Source organism: Brevundimonas bullata (assembly GCF_014207965.1).
GTDB classification, from domain to species: Bacteria; Pseudomonadota; Alphaproteobacteria; order Caulobacterales; family Caulobacteraceae; genus Brevundimonas; species Brevundimonas bullata_A.
Window position 1 is genome coordinate 393,915 of the sequence record NZ_JACHLM010000001.1, and the last position, 13,354, is coordinate 407,268.

The 13,354-nt window shown below is 67.5% G+C and carries 12 protein-coding genes; 7 read left to right on the forward strand and 5 right to left on the reverse strand.

All coding sequences use genetic code 11. The features are described from left to right. Window positions 1-10 precede the first annotated feature (10 nt). Together atpA and HNP51_RS01990 are read right to left on the reverse strand one after the other, a co-directional pair. The gene (gene atpA, locus HNP51_RS01985) at window positions 11-1,543 is read right to left on the reverse strand and encodes a F0F1 ATP synthase subunit alpha (RefSeq protein WP_184266469.1); all 1,533 of its coding nucleotides are present in this window, start codon (window positions 1,541-1,543) and stop codon (window positions 11-13) included. 67 nt (window positions 1,544-1,610) lie between these two features. Then, on the reverse strand, window positions 1,611-2,165 hold the full coding sequence (locus tag HNP51_RS01990) for a F0F1 ATP synthase subunit delta (protein ID WP_184266472.1): 555 nt from the start codon (window positions 2,163-2,165) through the stop codon (window positions 1,611-1,613). A 228-nt stretch (window positions 2,166-2,393) separates the two neighbouring features. Between HNP51_RS01990 and HNP51_RS01995 the strand changes: the two genes are divergently transcribed. Genes HNP51_RS01995 through HNP51_RS02005 form a run of 3 tightly spaced genes read left to right on the forward strand, consistent with a single transcriptional unit; the run spans window position 2,394 to window position 5,096 of the window. Beyond that, window positions 2,394-3,401, forward strand: coding sequence for a cation diffusion facilitator family transporter (locus HNP51_RS01995; RefSeq protein WP_184266475.1), 1,008 nt, complete (start codon window positions 2,394-2,396; stop codon window positions 3,399-3,401). Between the two features lie 55 nt (window positions 3,402-3,456). Next, on the forward strand, window positions 3,457-4,284 hold the full coding sequence (locus HNP51_RS02000) for a TerC family protein (RefSeq protein WP_184266478.1): 828 nt from the start codon (window positions 3,457-3,459) through the stop codon (window positions 4,282-4,284). A 26-nt stretch (window positions 4,285-4,310) separates the two neighbouring features. Beyond that, window positions 4,311-5,096, forward strand: a complete 786-nt coding sequence (locus HNP51_RS02005) for a glutaminyl-peptide cyclotransferase (RefSeq protein WP_184267521.1) — start codon at window positions 4,311-4,313, stop codon at window positions 5,094-5,096. Between the two features lie 205 nt (window positions 5,097-5,301). Here HNP51_RS02005 and HNP51_RS02010 read toward each other — a convergent pair whose 3' ends face one another. Continuing rightward, on the reverse strand, window positions 5,302-7,464 hold the full coding sequence (locus HNP51_RS02010) for a primosomal protein N' (RefSeq protein WP_184266481.1): 2,163 nt from the start codon (window positions 7,462-7,464) through the stop codon (window positions 5,302-5,304). Window positions 7,465-7,494: 30 nt separating this feature from the next. On the opposite strand from HNP51_RS02010, the gene fsa reads away from it, so the two are divergent. Genes fsa through HNP51_RS02025 form a run of 3 tightly spaced genes read left to right on the forward strand, consistent with a single transcriptional unit; the run spans window position 7,495 to window position 9,785 of the window. Next, on the forward strand, window positions 7,495-8,148 hold the full coding sequence (gene fsa / locus HNP51_RS02015) for a fructose-6-phosphate aldolase (protein ID WP_184266483.1): 654 nt from the start codon (window positions 7,495-7,497) through the stop codon (window positions 8,146-8,148). A 24-nt stretch (window positions 8,149-8,172) separates the two neighbouring features. Further along, window positions 8,173-8,874, forward strand: a complete 702-nt coding sequence (locus HNP51_RS02020) for a DUF484 family protein (RefSeq protein WP_184266486.1) — start codon at window positions 8,173-8,175, stop codon at window positions 8,872-8,874. Beyond that, a complete protein-coding gene (locus tag HNP51_RS02025) occupies window positions 8,856-9,785 on the forward strand; it encodes a tyrosine recombinase XerC (protein ID WP_184266488.1) in 930 nt (309 codons plus the stop codon). The genes HNP51_RS02020 and HNP51_RS02025 overlap by 19 nt, the downstream gene beginning before the upstream one ends. Here HNP51_RS02025 and HNP51_RS02030 read toward each other — a convergent pair. After that, on the reverse strand, window positions 9,782-10,573 hold the full coding sequence (locus tag HNP51_RS02030; RefSeq protein ID WP_184266491.1) for an SDR family oxidoreductase: 792 nt from the start codon (window positions 10,571-10,573) through the stop codon (window positions 9,782-9,784). The genes HNP51_RS02025 and HNP51_RS02030 overlap by 4 nt on opposite strands. A gap of 134 nt (window positions 10,574-10,707) precedes the next feature. Here HNP51_RS02030 and HNP51_RS02035 point away from each other — a divergent pair, with 134 nt between their 5' ends. Continuing rightward, entirely contained in the window at window positions 10,708-11,847 is a 1,140-nt protein-coding gene (locus tag HNP51_RS02035) for a hypothetical protein (protein ID WP_184266494.1), read from the forward strand. A gap of 77 nt (window positions 11,848-11,924) precedes the next feature. Here HNP51_RS02035 and lpdA read toward each other — a convergent pair whose 3' ends face one another. Further along, window positions 11,925-13,337 (reverse strand): dihydrolipoyl dehydrogenase, encoded by a 1,413-nt coding sequence (lpdA, locus tag HNP51_RS02040; protein WP_184266497.1) that lies wholly within the window; start codon window positions 13,335-13,337, stop codon window positions 11,925-11,927. Window positions 13,338-13,354: the final 17 nt, after the last annotated feature.

Sequence of the window (13,354 nt, forward strand, 5' to 3'; positions counted from 1 at the left end):
TGGTCAGTGCTTAGGCGAAGGTCTTGGCGAAGGCGGCCAGGATGTCCTTGAGCTCGCCTTCGAGCTCCGGGGTCAGGGCCTTCTTGGTGCGGATGCCTTCGAGCAGCGACGCGTGGTTGGAGTGGACGCGGGCCAGCAGCTCGCTTTCAAAGCGGCCGATGTCCGACACGGCCACGTTGTCCAGGTAGCCGCGCGTGCCGGCGTAGATCGACACGACCTGCTCTTCGACGGCCAGCGGCGAGTACTGCGGCTGCTTCAACAGCTCGGTCAGGCGGGCGCCGCGCGCCAGCAGCTTCTGGGTCGAGACGTCCAGGTCCGAGCCGAACTTGGCGAAGGCGGCCATTTCACGATACTGGGCCAGCTCGCCCTTAATCGAACCGGCGACCTGCTTCATGGCCTTGATCTGGGCCGAGGAACCGACGCGCGACACCGAGATGCCGACGTTCACAGCCGGACGGATGCCTTGGTAGAAGAGGTCCGATTCCAGGAAGATCTGGCCGTCGGTGATCGAGATCACGTTGGTCGGGATGTAGGCCGAGACGTCGTTAGCCTGGGTTTCGATGATCGGCAGAGCGGTCATCGAACCCGAGCCGTAGTCCTCGTTCAGCTTGGCCGAACGCTCCAGCAGGCGGCTGTGCAGGTAGAAGACATCGCCCGGATAGGCTTCACGGCCCGGCGGACGGCGCAGCAGCAGCGACATCTGACGATAGGCCACGGCCTGCTTCGACAGGTCGTCATAGACGATCAGGGCGTGCATGCCGTTGTCGCGGAAGAACTCGCCCATGGCGGTGCCGGCGAACGGGGCCAGGAACTGCAGCGGGGCCGGCTCCGAAGCCGTGGCGGCGACGACGATGGTGTATTCCAGAGCGCCGGACTCTTCCAGGGTCTTGACGATCTGGGCCACCGTCGAGCGCTTCTGGCCGATGGCGACGTAGATGCAGTAGAGCTTCGCCGACTCGTCGTCCGACTTGTTGACGTTCTTCTGGTTCAGGATGGTGTCGATGGCGATGGCGGTCTTGCCGACCTGACGGTCGCCAATGATCAGCTCGCGCTGGCCGCGGCCGACGGGGATCAGGGTGTCGATCGCTTTCTGGCCGGTCTGCATCGGCTCGTGAACCGACTTACGCGGGATGATGCCCGGCGCCTTGACGTCGACGCGGCGACGCTCGGTGAACTGGATCGGGCCCTTGCCGTCGATCGGCTCGCCCAGCGGGTTGACGACGCGGCCCAGCAGGCCCTTGCCGACCGGCACGTCCACGATCTCGCCCAGACGGCGGACTTCATCGCCCTCGGCGATCTGCGCATCGGCGCCGAAGATCACGGCGCCGACGTTGTCGCGCTCAAGGTTCAGGGCCATGCCCTTCACGCCGGCCTTGGGGAATTCGACCATTTCACCGGCCTGGACATTGTCCAGACCGTGGATGCGGGCGATGCCGTCGCCGACCGACAGCACTTGGCCGACGTCGGAAACGTCGGCTTCAACGCCGAAGTTGGCGATCTGCGACTTGAGGATGGCCGAGATTTCGGCGGCGCGGATGTCCATGGTGGGCTCTCTGGCTTTCGTCTTCGGTGCGGGCCCGCTGGCCCGGCTTGAACTTGGAATTCGGGGCTTAAGCGCGCTTGAGGGCGAACTTCATCTGATCGAGCTTGGTCTTCAGCGAGGCGTCGAACAGTTTCGAGCCCACCTTGACCTTCAGGCCGCCCAGGATCGACGGATCGACGCGGGCGGTCAGTTCGGGATCGCGACCCAGCGACGCGCGCAGGGCCGACTGAATGCTCTTGGTCTGGGCCGCCGACAACGGCAGGGCCGAAACGACCTCGGCGGCCACGACGCCGCTCTCCCTGGCGTACAGCGCCTGGAAGCCGGCGATCACGCCGGGCAGATCGCGAGCGCGGCCGTTTTCAGCCAGCAGACCCAGGAACTTCTTGGTCACGCCGTTGAGCTTCGCCTTCTCGGCGATGGCCGCCAGGCCCTTGCCCTGGTCATCGGCGGAAATTACCGGCGATTGGGCGAGACGGCGCAGGTCGGCGCTGTCCAGCCACGCCGCCTTCAACACGGCGAGATCGCCGCGCACGGCGTCGAGCGCCCCCGTCTCTTGCGAGAGGTCGAACAGCGCCTGAGCATACCGTTCGCCGACTGCCGTCGTTCTGAAATCGTCCGCCACGTAATAAAGGTCCGCGATTTGAAGCGTTTGGGTCGAGTCCGGCCGCGATCTCTCGCGCCAGACAAGGGCTTGATTTGCTTGTAGAAAGCACGCTTGGGACACATCTTTCGATGCATCCTTCGCTAAAGCCGGGCGGCTGATAGCACGCAAGGTCCCGGGTCGCAACGTACGCGGGCGGAACGATAAGGTCGCACCAGCGCTCTTTTTTGCGCGCTGCAAGGGGTTCCGATGGCCGCCTCGACTTCAAAGAACGTCATCTTCGCCGCTCTGGCAGGCAATACGGCCATTGCCGTAACCAAGTTCGCCGCCGCCGTCTTCACCGGCAGCTCGGCGATGATGAGTGAAGCCATCCATTCGTCGGTCGACACCGGCAATCAGATTCTGCTGCTGATCGGCCTAAAGCGATCGGCCCGCCCAGCCAATGAGACCCACCCCTTCGGCCACGGGCTGCAGCTCTATTTCTACACCTTCGTCGTCTCGGTGATGATCTTCGGCCTGGGCGCCGTCATTTCCATCCAGCATGGGATCGAACGCATCCGCGCGCCCGAGCCGATCGAGAACCCCTGGGTCAACTATGTGGTCCTGGGCCTGGCCATCCTGTTCGAAGGCGGGTCCTGGTGGGTGGCGCTGAAGGCCTTCAACAAGGAAAGAGCCGGTCGCCCCCTGCTCCGCTCGGTGCAGGACAGCAAGGACCCCACCATCTTCACCGTCCTGTTCGAGGACACCGCCGCCCTCACCGGCCTGATCATCGCCCTGATCGGGGTGGTCGCCAGCCAGGTCTTCAGTCTTCCCATCATCGACGGCGTCGCCTCGGTGGCCATCGGCGTGGTCCTGGCCATCACCGCCGGCTTCCTGGCCTATGAGAGCCAGAGCCTGCTGACCGGGGAAGGCGCCGATCCCGCCACGCGGCAGGGCATCGCCGCCCTGGCCGAGGCCGAGCCGGGCGTGGTCGGCCTGAACGACCTGCGCACCATGCATTTCGGACCGACCGAAATCCTGGTCGCTCTCAGCCTCGATTTTCAGGACGACCTGACCGCCGCCGAGGTCGAGGCCACGGTCGCCCGACTGGAGCAGACCATCCGCGCCGCCTATCCGCAGGCGGGGCGCATCTATGTCGAGGCCCAGAGCCTGGCCAATCACGCCGCCGTCCGCGACGCGGTCATGACCGGCGGCGGCCCCGGCGCCCTGGTCTCCGACGTGCCGGGTGCGACGACGTCGCCATCCGCGCCCGCTTGATGCAACCTCACGATCCCGTTACCGCTTACGACCTACATCACATTCAGGAACCCCGATGCTTGAAAGCATAACCCCCCTGCTGAGCGACCCCGCCGCCTGGGCCGCCCTCGTGACCCTGGTGGTCATGGAGGTCGTGCTCGGCATCGACAACCTGATCTTCATCTCGATCCTGTCGAACAAGCTGCCGCCCGAGCATCGCCAGCGCACCCGCCGCATCGGCATCGGGCTGGCCCTGGTCATGCGCCTGGGTCTTCTGGCCGCCATCGGCTGGATCGTCGGCCTGACGGCCCCCGTCTTCGACCTGGGCATCCACGGCGAGAGCTTCGACACCGCCTTCAGCTGGCGCGACCTGATCCTGATCGCCGGCGGTCTCTTCCTGGTGTGGAAAGCCACCAAGGAAATCCACCACGCCGTCGACGTCACCCCGTCGAACGACATGCTGGAGAAGGACAAGAAGGACGTCGTCATCAACAACGTCGGCTCGGCCATCTTCCAGATCATCCTGCTGGACCTGGTCTTCTCGATCGACTCCATCCTGACCGCCGTCGGCATGACGGATCACGTGCCCATCATGATGGTGGCCGTGGTCATCGCCGTCCTGGTCATGCTGCTGGCCTCGGACCCCCTGGCAAACTTCATCGACAAGAACCCGACCATCGTCATGCTGGCCCTGGGCTTCCTGCTGATGATCGGCGCCGTGCTGATCGCCGACGGCTTCGGCGTTCACGTGCCCAAGGGCTACATCTACGCCGCCATGGCCTTCTCGGCCCTGGTCGAGGTGCTGAACATGTGGTCGCGCAATGCGCAGGTCAAAAAGGAAAAGGCCGCAGAAGCCGCCCAGGCGGCGCTGAACAAGGCTGAAACCGCCGAGCCCGGCGTCTGATCGTGCGTCTCTGGCCGGTCCTGACGATGCTTCTGCTGGCGCTTCCCGCGTCGGCGGCGGCGCAATCGTCGGGGCCGGCCGCCTCTTCTGCTTCCCCCGCGCCTGACACCCGACCGCCGGTATATGGCTACGAGGTGGTGCGGACCTTCCCCCACGACCCGACCGCCTTCACGCAAGGGTTGGTCATTCGCGACGGCGTGCTGCTGGAAAGCACGGGCCGCGCCCCGTCCAGCGTTCGCCGTGTGCGTCTGGAAGACGGCGTCGTGCTGCAAAAGCACGAACTCGCCCCCGAATATTTCGGCGAAGGCCTGACCGAGATCGACGGCCGCCTCATCACCCTGACCTGGAACAACGGCGTCGGCTTCGTCTGGAACACCGCCGACCTGAGCCAGATGTCCCGCTTCACCTATGCGGGCGAAGGCTGGGGCCTGACCTACGATGGATCGCGGTTGATCCTGTCGGACGGCTCAGCCGCCTTGCGCTTCCTCGATCCCGTGACCTTCGCCGAGACGGGCCGCGTCGCCGTCACCGTGAACGGCCGCCCGGTGCGCCAGCTGAACGAGCTGGAATGGATCGACGGCGAGGTCTGGGCCAATGTCTGGCAGACCCACTACATCGTCCGCATCGACCCGGCCTCGGGTCGCGTGGTCGGGATCATCGACCTCAGCGGCCTCTTGCCTGCGGGAACGATCAAGGACCCGAACGACGACGTCCTGAACGGCATCGCCTGGGACGATAAGCACCGCCGCCTGTTCGTCACCGGCAAGAACTGGCCCAGCCTGTTCGAGATCAGGCTGACCGGGCCCCGCTGACCGGGCCCCGCTGACCGCCCCCCCTTACCTCTCCGTCATCCTCGGGCTTGACCCGAGGATCGGGCGAAGCGGCGCACTCAACTGTTTCCATGTTGCGCAGGCGGACAACCTGATCCTCGGGTCAAGCCCGAGGATGACGGCGGCTATGGAGCGGTTCTGCGCTCAAGCAGCGAGCGACCGCGTCGCGAGCGATAGCGCCCTTCGCTCAGAGGAAACTGTAGGGGTCCACGTCCACCGTCAGCCGCACGGACGCCGGCACCTTCACCCGGCCCAGCCAGGCGCGCAGGAAGGCCTGCAGGTTCACGTCGCGATCGGCCCGGACCAGCAGCCGCTTGCGCCGCCGCCCGCGCACCAGGGCCAGGGGCGCATCGGCAGGGCCATAGACCTCCAGCCGCTCGGCGTTGGGAATGGCCTCGGCCAGATCGCGGGCGACCTTTTCCACCGCCATGGCGTTCTCGCTGGACAGGATGATCGCCGCCAGACGCCCATGCGGCGGCAGGGACGCCGCCTCGCGCTCGCCCATCTCGGCCTCGACGAAGGCGTCGCGGTCGCCCGCCGCCAGGGCCATCAGCACCGGATGCTCGGGCGTCCAGGTCTGCAACAGGGCGCGGCCGGGCTTGTCCGCCCGCCCCGCCCGCCCCGTGGCCTGGGCCAGGAGCTGATAGGTGCGTTCCGCCGCTCGGAGGTCGCCGCCGCGCAGGCCCAGGTCCGCGTCCACCACCCCCACAAGCGTCAGACGCGGGAAGTTGTGGCCCTTGGCGGCGGCCTGAGTGGCCACCAGGATGTCGATCTCGCCCTCGGCCATCGACTGGATCAGGGCGCGGGCTGAGGCGCCGTCCGGCACGGTGTCGGAGCTGAAGATGGCGGTCCGCGCCTCGGGGAACAGCCGGCGCACCTCCTCCTCGACCCGTTCGACCCCCGGCCCCACCGGCACCAGGGAGTCCTCGGCCCCGCACGAGGGACAGAGCTTGGGCTTCATCATCGAGAAGCCGGTCAGATGACAGACCAGCCGCCCGGTATAGCGATGCTCGACCAGCCAGCTGTCGGTGTCGGGCGCCGTCAGTCGGTGACCGCAGGCGCGGCACAGGACCACGGGGGCGTAGCCGCGCCGGTTGAGGAAGAGCAGGCTCTGTTCGCCCCGCGCAAAGGTCTCGCCAATGGCGTCGCGCAACGGCTGCGACAGCCAGGTCTGCGGGTCGGGCGGACAGGTGCGCAGGTCGATCAGGTCGATGTCAGGCAGGACCGCCGCCCCGTGACGCGCCGCCAGCTTCAGCCAGCCGTAGCGGCCCTGCCGGGCGTTCCACAGGGTCTCCAGCGACGGCGTGGCCGAGGCCAGGACCACGGTCGCCCCCTCGATCCGCCCGCGCGCCACGGCCAGGTCGCGGCCGTGATAGACCAGACCCTCTTCCTGCTTGAACGAGCCGTCGTGCTCCTCGTCCACCACCACCAGCTTCAGGTTGGCGTAGGGCAGGAACAGGGCCGAGCGCGCCCCGACCACGATGTTGCAGCGCCCGGCGACCACCGCCTCCCAGACCTGACGGCGCTTCGGCGGGGTCACGCCAGAATGCCATTCCGCCGGGGCTGCGCCAAAGCGGGCGGTGATCCGCTCGATCAGGGCCTGGGTCAGGGCGATTTCGGGCAGCAGGATCAACACCTGGGCGGTGGGATCATGCCGCAGCGCCCGCGCCGCCGCCTCCAGATAGGCCTCGGTCTTGCCTGAGCCGGTCACGCCGTCCAGCAGGAAGGGGGCGAAGCCGCCCTTGGCCACGGCCTCCGCAATGGCCGTCGCCGAGGCCGCCTGATCCGGGTTCAGGGTCGCGGGGGCATGGTCGGGATCGGGGGCGTCGAAGACGGCGACGGCCTCGATCTCGATGACCGTCAGCACGCCCTCGTCGACCAGGCCCTTGACCACGCCGGTCGAGACATTGGCCGCGCGGGCCAGATCGGCGCCGGTCATCGACCGATGGCCCAGAGCCTCCAGCACCGCCGTCCGCGTCGCCGTGGGGCGGGCGGGGCTGCGGCCTTCGACCCGCTTGACCCGCCGCTCGGGTCGAGGCCGGGGCGCGCGCAGGCCCTTCAAGGCCGTCGCCGCCATCTCGCCCGGCGGGCTGAGCGTCCAGCGCGCCGCCCATTCGACGAATGTCAGCGTCCGCTCCGGCAGGCGGTGTTCGCTGACTACCTGATCGATCGCCTTGAGCCGCCGGTTCGAGCCGGTCGTCTCGAACACCTCGGCCACCACGCCCCGGATCAGGCGCGGCCCCAGGGGCACGGTCACCTGATCGCCGCGCACAGCCGTCAGCCCCTCCGGGACCTCGTAATCGAAGGCTTCGGGCACCGGCAGGGGAATGAGGACGGAGGCGACTTTCACCGCGCGTCCCAAAGGGCTAGCATCCCAGGCATGAAACTCTTTCTCGACACCGCCGACGTCGCCGTCATCAAGGACATGCTGCCCACCGGGATGGTGGACGGCGTCACCACCAATCCGTCGCTGATCGCCAAGTCGGGTCGGAACATCGCCGAGGTCATCGCTGAGATTTGCGCCCTCGTCGAGGGGCCGATTTCCGCCGAGGCCGTGGCGACCGATTTCGAGACCATGGTGAAGGAGGGCGACAAGCTGGCCGCCATCGCCCCTAACGTGGTCGTCAAGCTGCCCCTGACCTGGGACGGGCTGCGCGCCACGCGGGCCTTCGCGGACAAGGGGATCAAGACCAACGTCACCCTCTGCTTCTCCGCCGCCCAGGCCATGCTGGCCGCCAAGGCGGGCGCCACCTTCATCTCGCCCTTCGTCGGTCGTCTGGAAGACGTCGGCGCCGACGGCGTGGGCCTGCTGGAGGAAATCCGCGCCCTCTACGACATCCATGATTTCGACACCGAAATCCTGGCCGCCAGCTTGCGCAACCCTGACCACGTCACCGCCGCCGCCCTCGCCGGCGCCGACGCCGCCACCTTGCCGGCTGACACTTTCAAGGCCTTGGTAAAGCACCCGTTAACCGACAAGGGGCTTGATGCCTTCCTGGCGGACTGGGGCAAGACCGGTCAGTCGATTCTGTAACCCCGACCCGCAAAAGAGGTCCGCTTGAGCACTTCCCTGGACCTCTCTTCTGACGCCGCCGAGGGCCTTCACTGGCCCGAGGTGCGGGCCTGGCTGAACGCCCATCCCGATCGTCTGCTGGACGACCGCACCCTGCTGGAAGAACTCGGCCTGCGCGCCACGGGCCGCAACGTGGTCGATTTCGGTCGCGCGGCCCTGACCCGGCTGGAGGCCGTGGTCCAGCGCGAGGCCGGAGCCCGCAAACAGATCGAAGAGATCGCCCGCGCCAACTTCGCCGCCCAGACCCAGACCCACGTCTCGGCTCTGGACCTGATGGAGGCGACCAGCCACGCCGAGCTGTCGCGTCAGTTGGACGCCACCTCGCAAGCCCGCTTCGGTCTGGCTGGCGGCGCCATCGCTATCGAAAAGCCCGGCCTCGTGCCCTTCGGCTGGAAGCCGCTGGAGCCGGGCCGCGTCGATGCGCTTCTGGGCGACGACGGTCTGGAATGGCTCGGTCCCAACTTCACCGGTCTGGACCTGTTCGGCCCCGCCGAGGGCGAGGTGAAGTCCGTGGCCCTGGTGCGGATGAGCCTGCACCTGCCCGGCGCAGACGGCGCACGCCCCGCCCTGTGTGCCTTCGGCTCGCACGAGGACGACGGTTTCACCCCGGCCATGGGCTGCGAACTGGTGGCCTTCATCACCCGCGTGGTGGAACGCATGGCCGAGCGATGGCCGACGCAGGCCTGACAGCCGATCAGGCCCTCCTCGCCTGGCTCGAGCATCTGGCGCACGAGCGTCGCCTGTCGCCGCGCACGCTGGAGGCCTATGGCCACATAGGCCGTCACTACGTGGCCTTTTTGGAGCGCCATCGCGGCGGGCCGCAGAGGCTGGCCGATCTCGGCGCCGTCACCGCCGCCGAGGTCCGCGCCCATCTGGCCGAGCGCAGAAGCGGCGACCGCCCGCTGAACGCCCGCTCGCTCAGCCAGACCCTGGCCGCCATTCGCGGTTTTCACGTCTTCCTCGACCGGCGCTGCGGCACGCCTGCGCCGCAGCTGGCCTTGGTGCGCGGCCCGCGCGTCAAGCCGTCCCTGCCCCGCCCGGTCACGGAGGATCAGGCCATGGGCCTGCTGCACGAACCCGAGGCCGACCCCGACGCCGAACCGTGGGAGGCCGCGCGCGACCGCGCCGTCCTGACCCTGCTCTACGGCTGCGGGCTGCGGATTTCCGAGGCCCTGACGCTGAAGCGGTCGGACGCCCCCCTGCCCGACGCCCTGCGCATCACCGGCAAGGGCGACAAGATGCGGCTGGCCCCGGTCCTGCCCCAGGTCCGCGAGGCGGTGGACGCCTATCTGGCGCTGCAGCCCTTCATCCTTGAAGCGGACCAGTCCCTGTTCCGCGCCAAGCGCGGCGGTCCCTTAAGCCCCCGTCACGTCCAGGCCACGGTCCAGCGGCTGCGAGGGCGTCTGGGCCTGCCCGCCTCGGCCACGCCCCATGCGCTGCGCCACAGCTTCGCCACCCACCTGCTGGGGGCCGGGGCCGACCTGCGTTCGATCCAGGAACTGCTGGGCCACGCCAGTCTCTCAACCACCCAGAAATACACCCAGGTCGACGCCGCCCGCCTGCTGGCCGCCTATGCGGACGCGCACCCGCGCGGCTAGACGGCCTTGACCGCCCCGCCGTCCACACGGATCAGCGAGCCGGTGACATAGCCCGCCAGCGGACTGGTCAGGAAGGCGACGACGGCGCCGAACTCTTCGGTCGTGCCGATGCGGCCTGCCGGGATGGACTTGACGGATTCCGCGCGCGCCTCGGCGGGCTCGACGCCCGTGGCGGCGGCGCGAGCGGCGTCCAGGCGTTCGATGCGCGGGGTGTCGATACGGCCCGGCAACAGGGTGTTGACCGTCACCCCATTGGCCGCGACCTCGCCCGCCAGGGTCTTGGCCCAGGCCGCCACCGAGGCGCGCAGGGTGTTGGACACGCCCAGCGTCCCGACCGGCTCGATCACGGTGATGGAGGCGACGTTGAGGATGCGCCCCCAGCCCATGGCCCGCATCCCCGGCAGCACCCGGTCGGTCAGGCGAAACACCGACAGCACCATGGACTCGAAATGGTCGCGCCAGACCGAGGGCTCCAGCCCGTTCACCCCCGACGGCGGCGGCCCGCCGGTGTTGTTCAGCAGAATCTGGATCGGCCCGCCCAGGGCGGCTTCGGCCACATCCACCGCCGCCAACAGACCCTCATGATCCGCCAGATCGGCGGGGGCGATGACCGCCTTGCCCGGCCCCATGGCGTTCAGCTCATCGGCCACGGCCTGCAGCTTGACCGCATCGCGCGACAACAGGGCCACATGCGCCCCCTCGGCCACCAATGCCTTCGCCACAGCCTGTCCCAGGCCGCTGGAGCCGCCGCAGATCAGGGCGCGCCTGCCGGTGAGTTGAAGGTCCATGGGGGCGATCCGGTGCTGATAAAGAAATCCGGCAAAGGACATGGTTGCGCGAGGGCGAGATTGCGAGGCCTCGCGAGCACGCCGCCGTGCAAGATCAGCTACAGCCCTACATGCGAAGCTGGTAGCTTGACGTTATGCGTACTCCTTCACCTCTTGCCATCGCAGCCTTCAGCATCGCGCTTGGCCTTACCGGCTGCGCCAAGAGCGAACCTGCGTACGAGGCGAATGTCCAGACGCCGCTCGGCGTCGTGAAAACCAAGTGTCCCGCTCCCCTAGCCTATTCGAAACGCCATGGACTGATCGCGTTTGGGTGCGACGACGGTCGTCTGCCGATCTTTCACTTCGGATCGCCCGATAGTCTGATTTCCGAGGCCTTTCTATTAGACGCCGCAGCGATAGAGGACAGTGAGTCCAGCCTGAACGTGGGCGGGTTCCGATCCGCCGGATCGGATGGCAGGCCCGCCTCCCTCATGTCGATCAATCTTCTGGCAGGAACCGTATCCGTCGAGGAGCTCGAAGGCGCGGGAGATGTCGACGCCATCGAGGTCAACTCCGCCGGTGACTGCTTACTGGCGGCGCGCTCCGACCGCCCCCAACATGACGGCTACAGGATCACGGCTCATGACCTGAGAGGGCGGCCTGTTCGCGATGCAATCAACCTACCGCCTGACCTTCAAATCGATGTCACGGGGAACGAAGCCAGCAGCATCGGCCACCTTACGCTGGGTTTCACGCGGTGCCTGATCGGTCCCAACGGACGGCCCGTCGTGCTTTTGACGCGTATTCAGCCTGTCCCCGGCGGCGCCGCCTATACTCTGGAGTTGCACACCACCGATGCCGAGCCGCTACGCATTCATCAGACGAAGGCCGATCTAAGAGTCTCATCCCGCCACGCAGGCTATCGGCTGGCCTTGATTGACGGCGAAACGGGACGCCTCGGACTGCTTGATCTGTCGGAACACACCCCACTTCTGACTTGGGTCAAGTTCGAGGGCCGCTGGCTCCATTACGACCCATTCGACGGAACCGGGGTCGCCTTCCGGGGAAGCGGCGCCCCGGGGGCTGCTGGACGTGGCCCCTTGGTCTTTGTCCGCTGTAATCTCGGTCAGGTTGAACCCGTCTGCCGCGACGGCGAGGTGGTTTCTCAGTCAGCCGTCGAGGCCTATGTGAGCGGCGCGGGCGGCCCGGGATCGGGCGTGTTCATCAACTATACCGAAGTGTCCGTTTCCCCTCAATCGACGCGCTATACGCCGCGATTGCGCTGGCTGTTCTAAACGGCGGAGCCCCCCAACGAAAACGGCGCGCCCCTTGCGGAGCGCGCCGTGATGCGTTCGGGCTGAGGGCCTGAGCCTTAGGCCTGCATGGCCCAGCCTTCGACAGCCATGGCCGCCTGGCGGACGGCTTCCGAGCGGGTCGGGTGGGAGTGGCAGGTGCGGGCGATGTCTTCCGACGAGCCGCCGAAGGCCATGGCGATGCAGGCCTCGCCGATCAGTTCGCCGGCCGAGGGGCCATAGATGTGGACGCCCAGGACCTTGTCGGTCGTGGCGTCGGCCAGGACCTTCACGAAGCCCTCGGTCTCGTGGTTGATCTTGGCGCGGCTGTTGGCGGCGAAGGGGAACTTGCCCTTCTTGAAGGCGACGCCCGCGGCCTTCAGCTGCTCTTCGTTCTTGCCGACCCAGGCCACTTCCGGGCCGGTGTAGATGACGCTGGGGACCAGGTCGTAGTCGACGTGACCGGCCTTGCCCGCGATCAGTTCGATCACGGCCACGGCGTCTTCCTCGGCCTTGTGCGCCAGCATGGGGCCGTAGGTGACGTCGCCGATGACCCAGACGCCGGGCGCCGTGGTCTTGAAGTGGTCGTTGGGGATGACGCCGCGCTTGTCGGTCTCGATGCCGACCGTCTCCAGACCCAGACCGGCAGTGTAGGGACGGCGGCCGATGGCCACCAGAACCACGTCGCCCTTCAGGGTTTCGGCCGCGCCACCGGCCGAAGGCTCCAGCGTCAGCTCGACGCCGTCCTTGGTCGAGGTCGCGCCGGTCACCTTCGTGCCCATGCGGAAGGTCATGCCCTGCTTGGTCAGGCCGCGCTGGAAGGCGGTGGCGACCTCGGCGTCCATGCCGGCGCCGACCTTGTCGAGGAACTCGACCACGGTCACTTGCGCGCCCAGACGGCGCCAGACCGAGCCCAGCTCCAGACCGATGACGCCCGCGCCGATGACGATCAGATGCTTGGGCACCTTGGGCAGGAAGAGGGCGCCGGTCGAGTCGATGACCTTGCCGTCCTCGAAGGCCACGCCCGGCAGCGGGGTCGGCTCGGAGCCGGTGGCGATGACGATATTCTTGGCGTCGTAAGTCGTCTTGGCGCCGTCGGCGGCCTCGACCTCGACCTTGTTCGGCCCGGCGATACGGCCGCGGCCCTTCAGCCAGACGACCTTGTTCTTCTTCATCAGGAACTCGATGCCCTTGGTCAGGGCTTCGACGCTGTCGTCCTTAGCCTTGTGCATCTGGGCCAGGTTCAGCTTGGGCTTCACCTCGATGCCGATGCCGGCGAATTCGGTGTTGGCGGCCTCATACAGCTCCGAGGCGTGCAGCAGGGCCTTGGACGGCATGCAGCCGACGTTCAGGCAGGTGCCGCCCAGGGTGGCGCGCATTTCGATGATGGCGACCTTCAAACCCAGCTGGCCGGCGCGAATGGCGGCGTTGTAGCCGCCCGGCCCGCCGCCGATGATCACTACGTCGTAGGTCTGGGGAGCGGCGTCGGCCATGGATATCCTCTGATCGG

Bases quoted from the DNA above. Each gene is read 5' to 3' on its own strand.
- atpA (WP_184266469.1), bottom strand. From the start codon at position 1,543: ATGGACATCCGCGCCGCCGAAATCTCGGCCATCCTCAAGTCGCAGATC.
- HNP51_RS01995 (WP_184266475.1), top strand. From the start codon at position 2,394: ATGGCCGCCTCGACTTCAAAGAACGTCATCTTCGCCGCTCTGGCAGGC.
- HNP51_RS02000 (WP_184266478.1), top strand. From the start codon at position 3,457: ATGCTTGAAAGCATAACCCCCCTGCTGAGCGACCCCGCCGCCTGGGCC.
- HNP51_RS02005 (WP_184267521.1), top strand. From the start codon at position 4,311: ATGCTTCTGCTGGCGCTTCCCGCGTCGGCGGCGGCGCAATCGTCGGGG.
- fsa (WP_184266483.1), top strand. From the start codon at position 7,495: ATGAAACTCTTTCTCGACACCGCCGACGTCGCCGTCATCAAGGACATG.
- HNP51_RS02025 (WP_184266488.1), top strand. From the start codon at position 8,856: ATGGCCGACGCAGGCCTGACAGCCGATCAGGCCCTCCTCGCCTGGCTC.
- HNP51_RS02030 (WP_184266491.1), bottom strand. From the start codon at position 10,573: ATGGACCTTCAACTCACCGGCAGGCGCGCCCTGATCTGCGGCGGCTCC.
- HNP51_RS02035 (WP_184266494.1), top strand. From the start codon at position 10,708: ATGCGTACTCCTTCACCTCTTGCCATCGCAGCCTTCAGCATCGCGCTT.
- lpdA (WP_184266497.1), bottom strand. From the start codon at position 13,337: ATGGCCGACGCCGCTCCCCAGACCTACGACGTAGTGATCATCGGCGGC.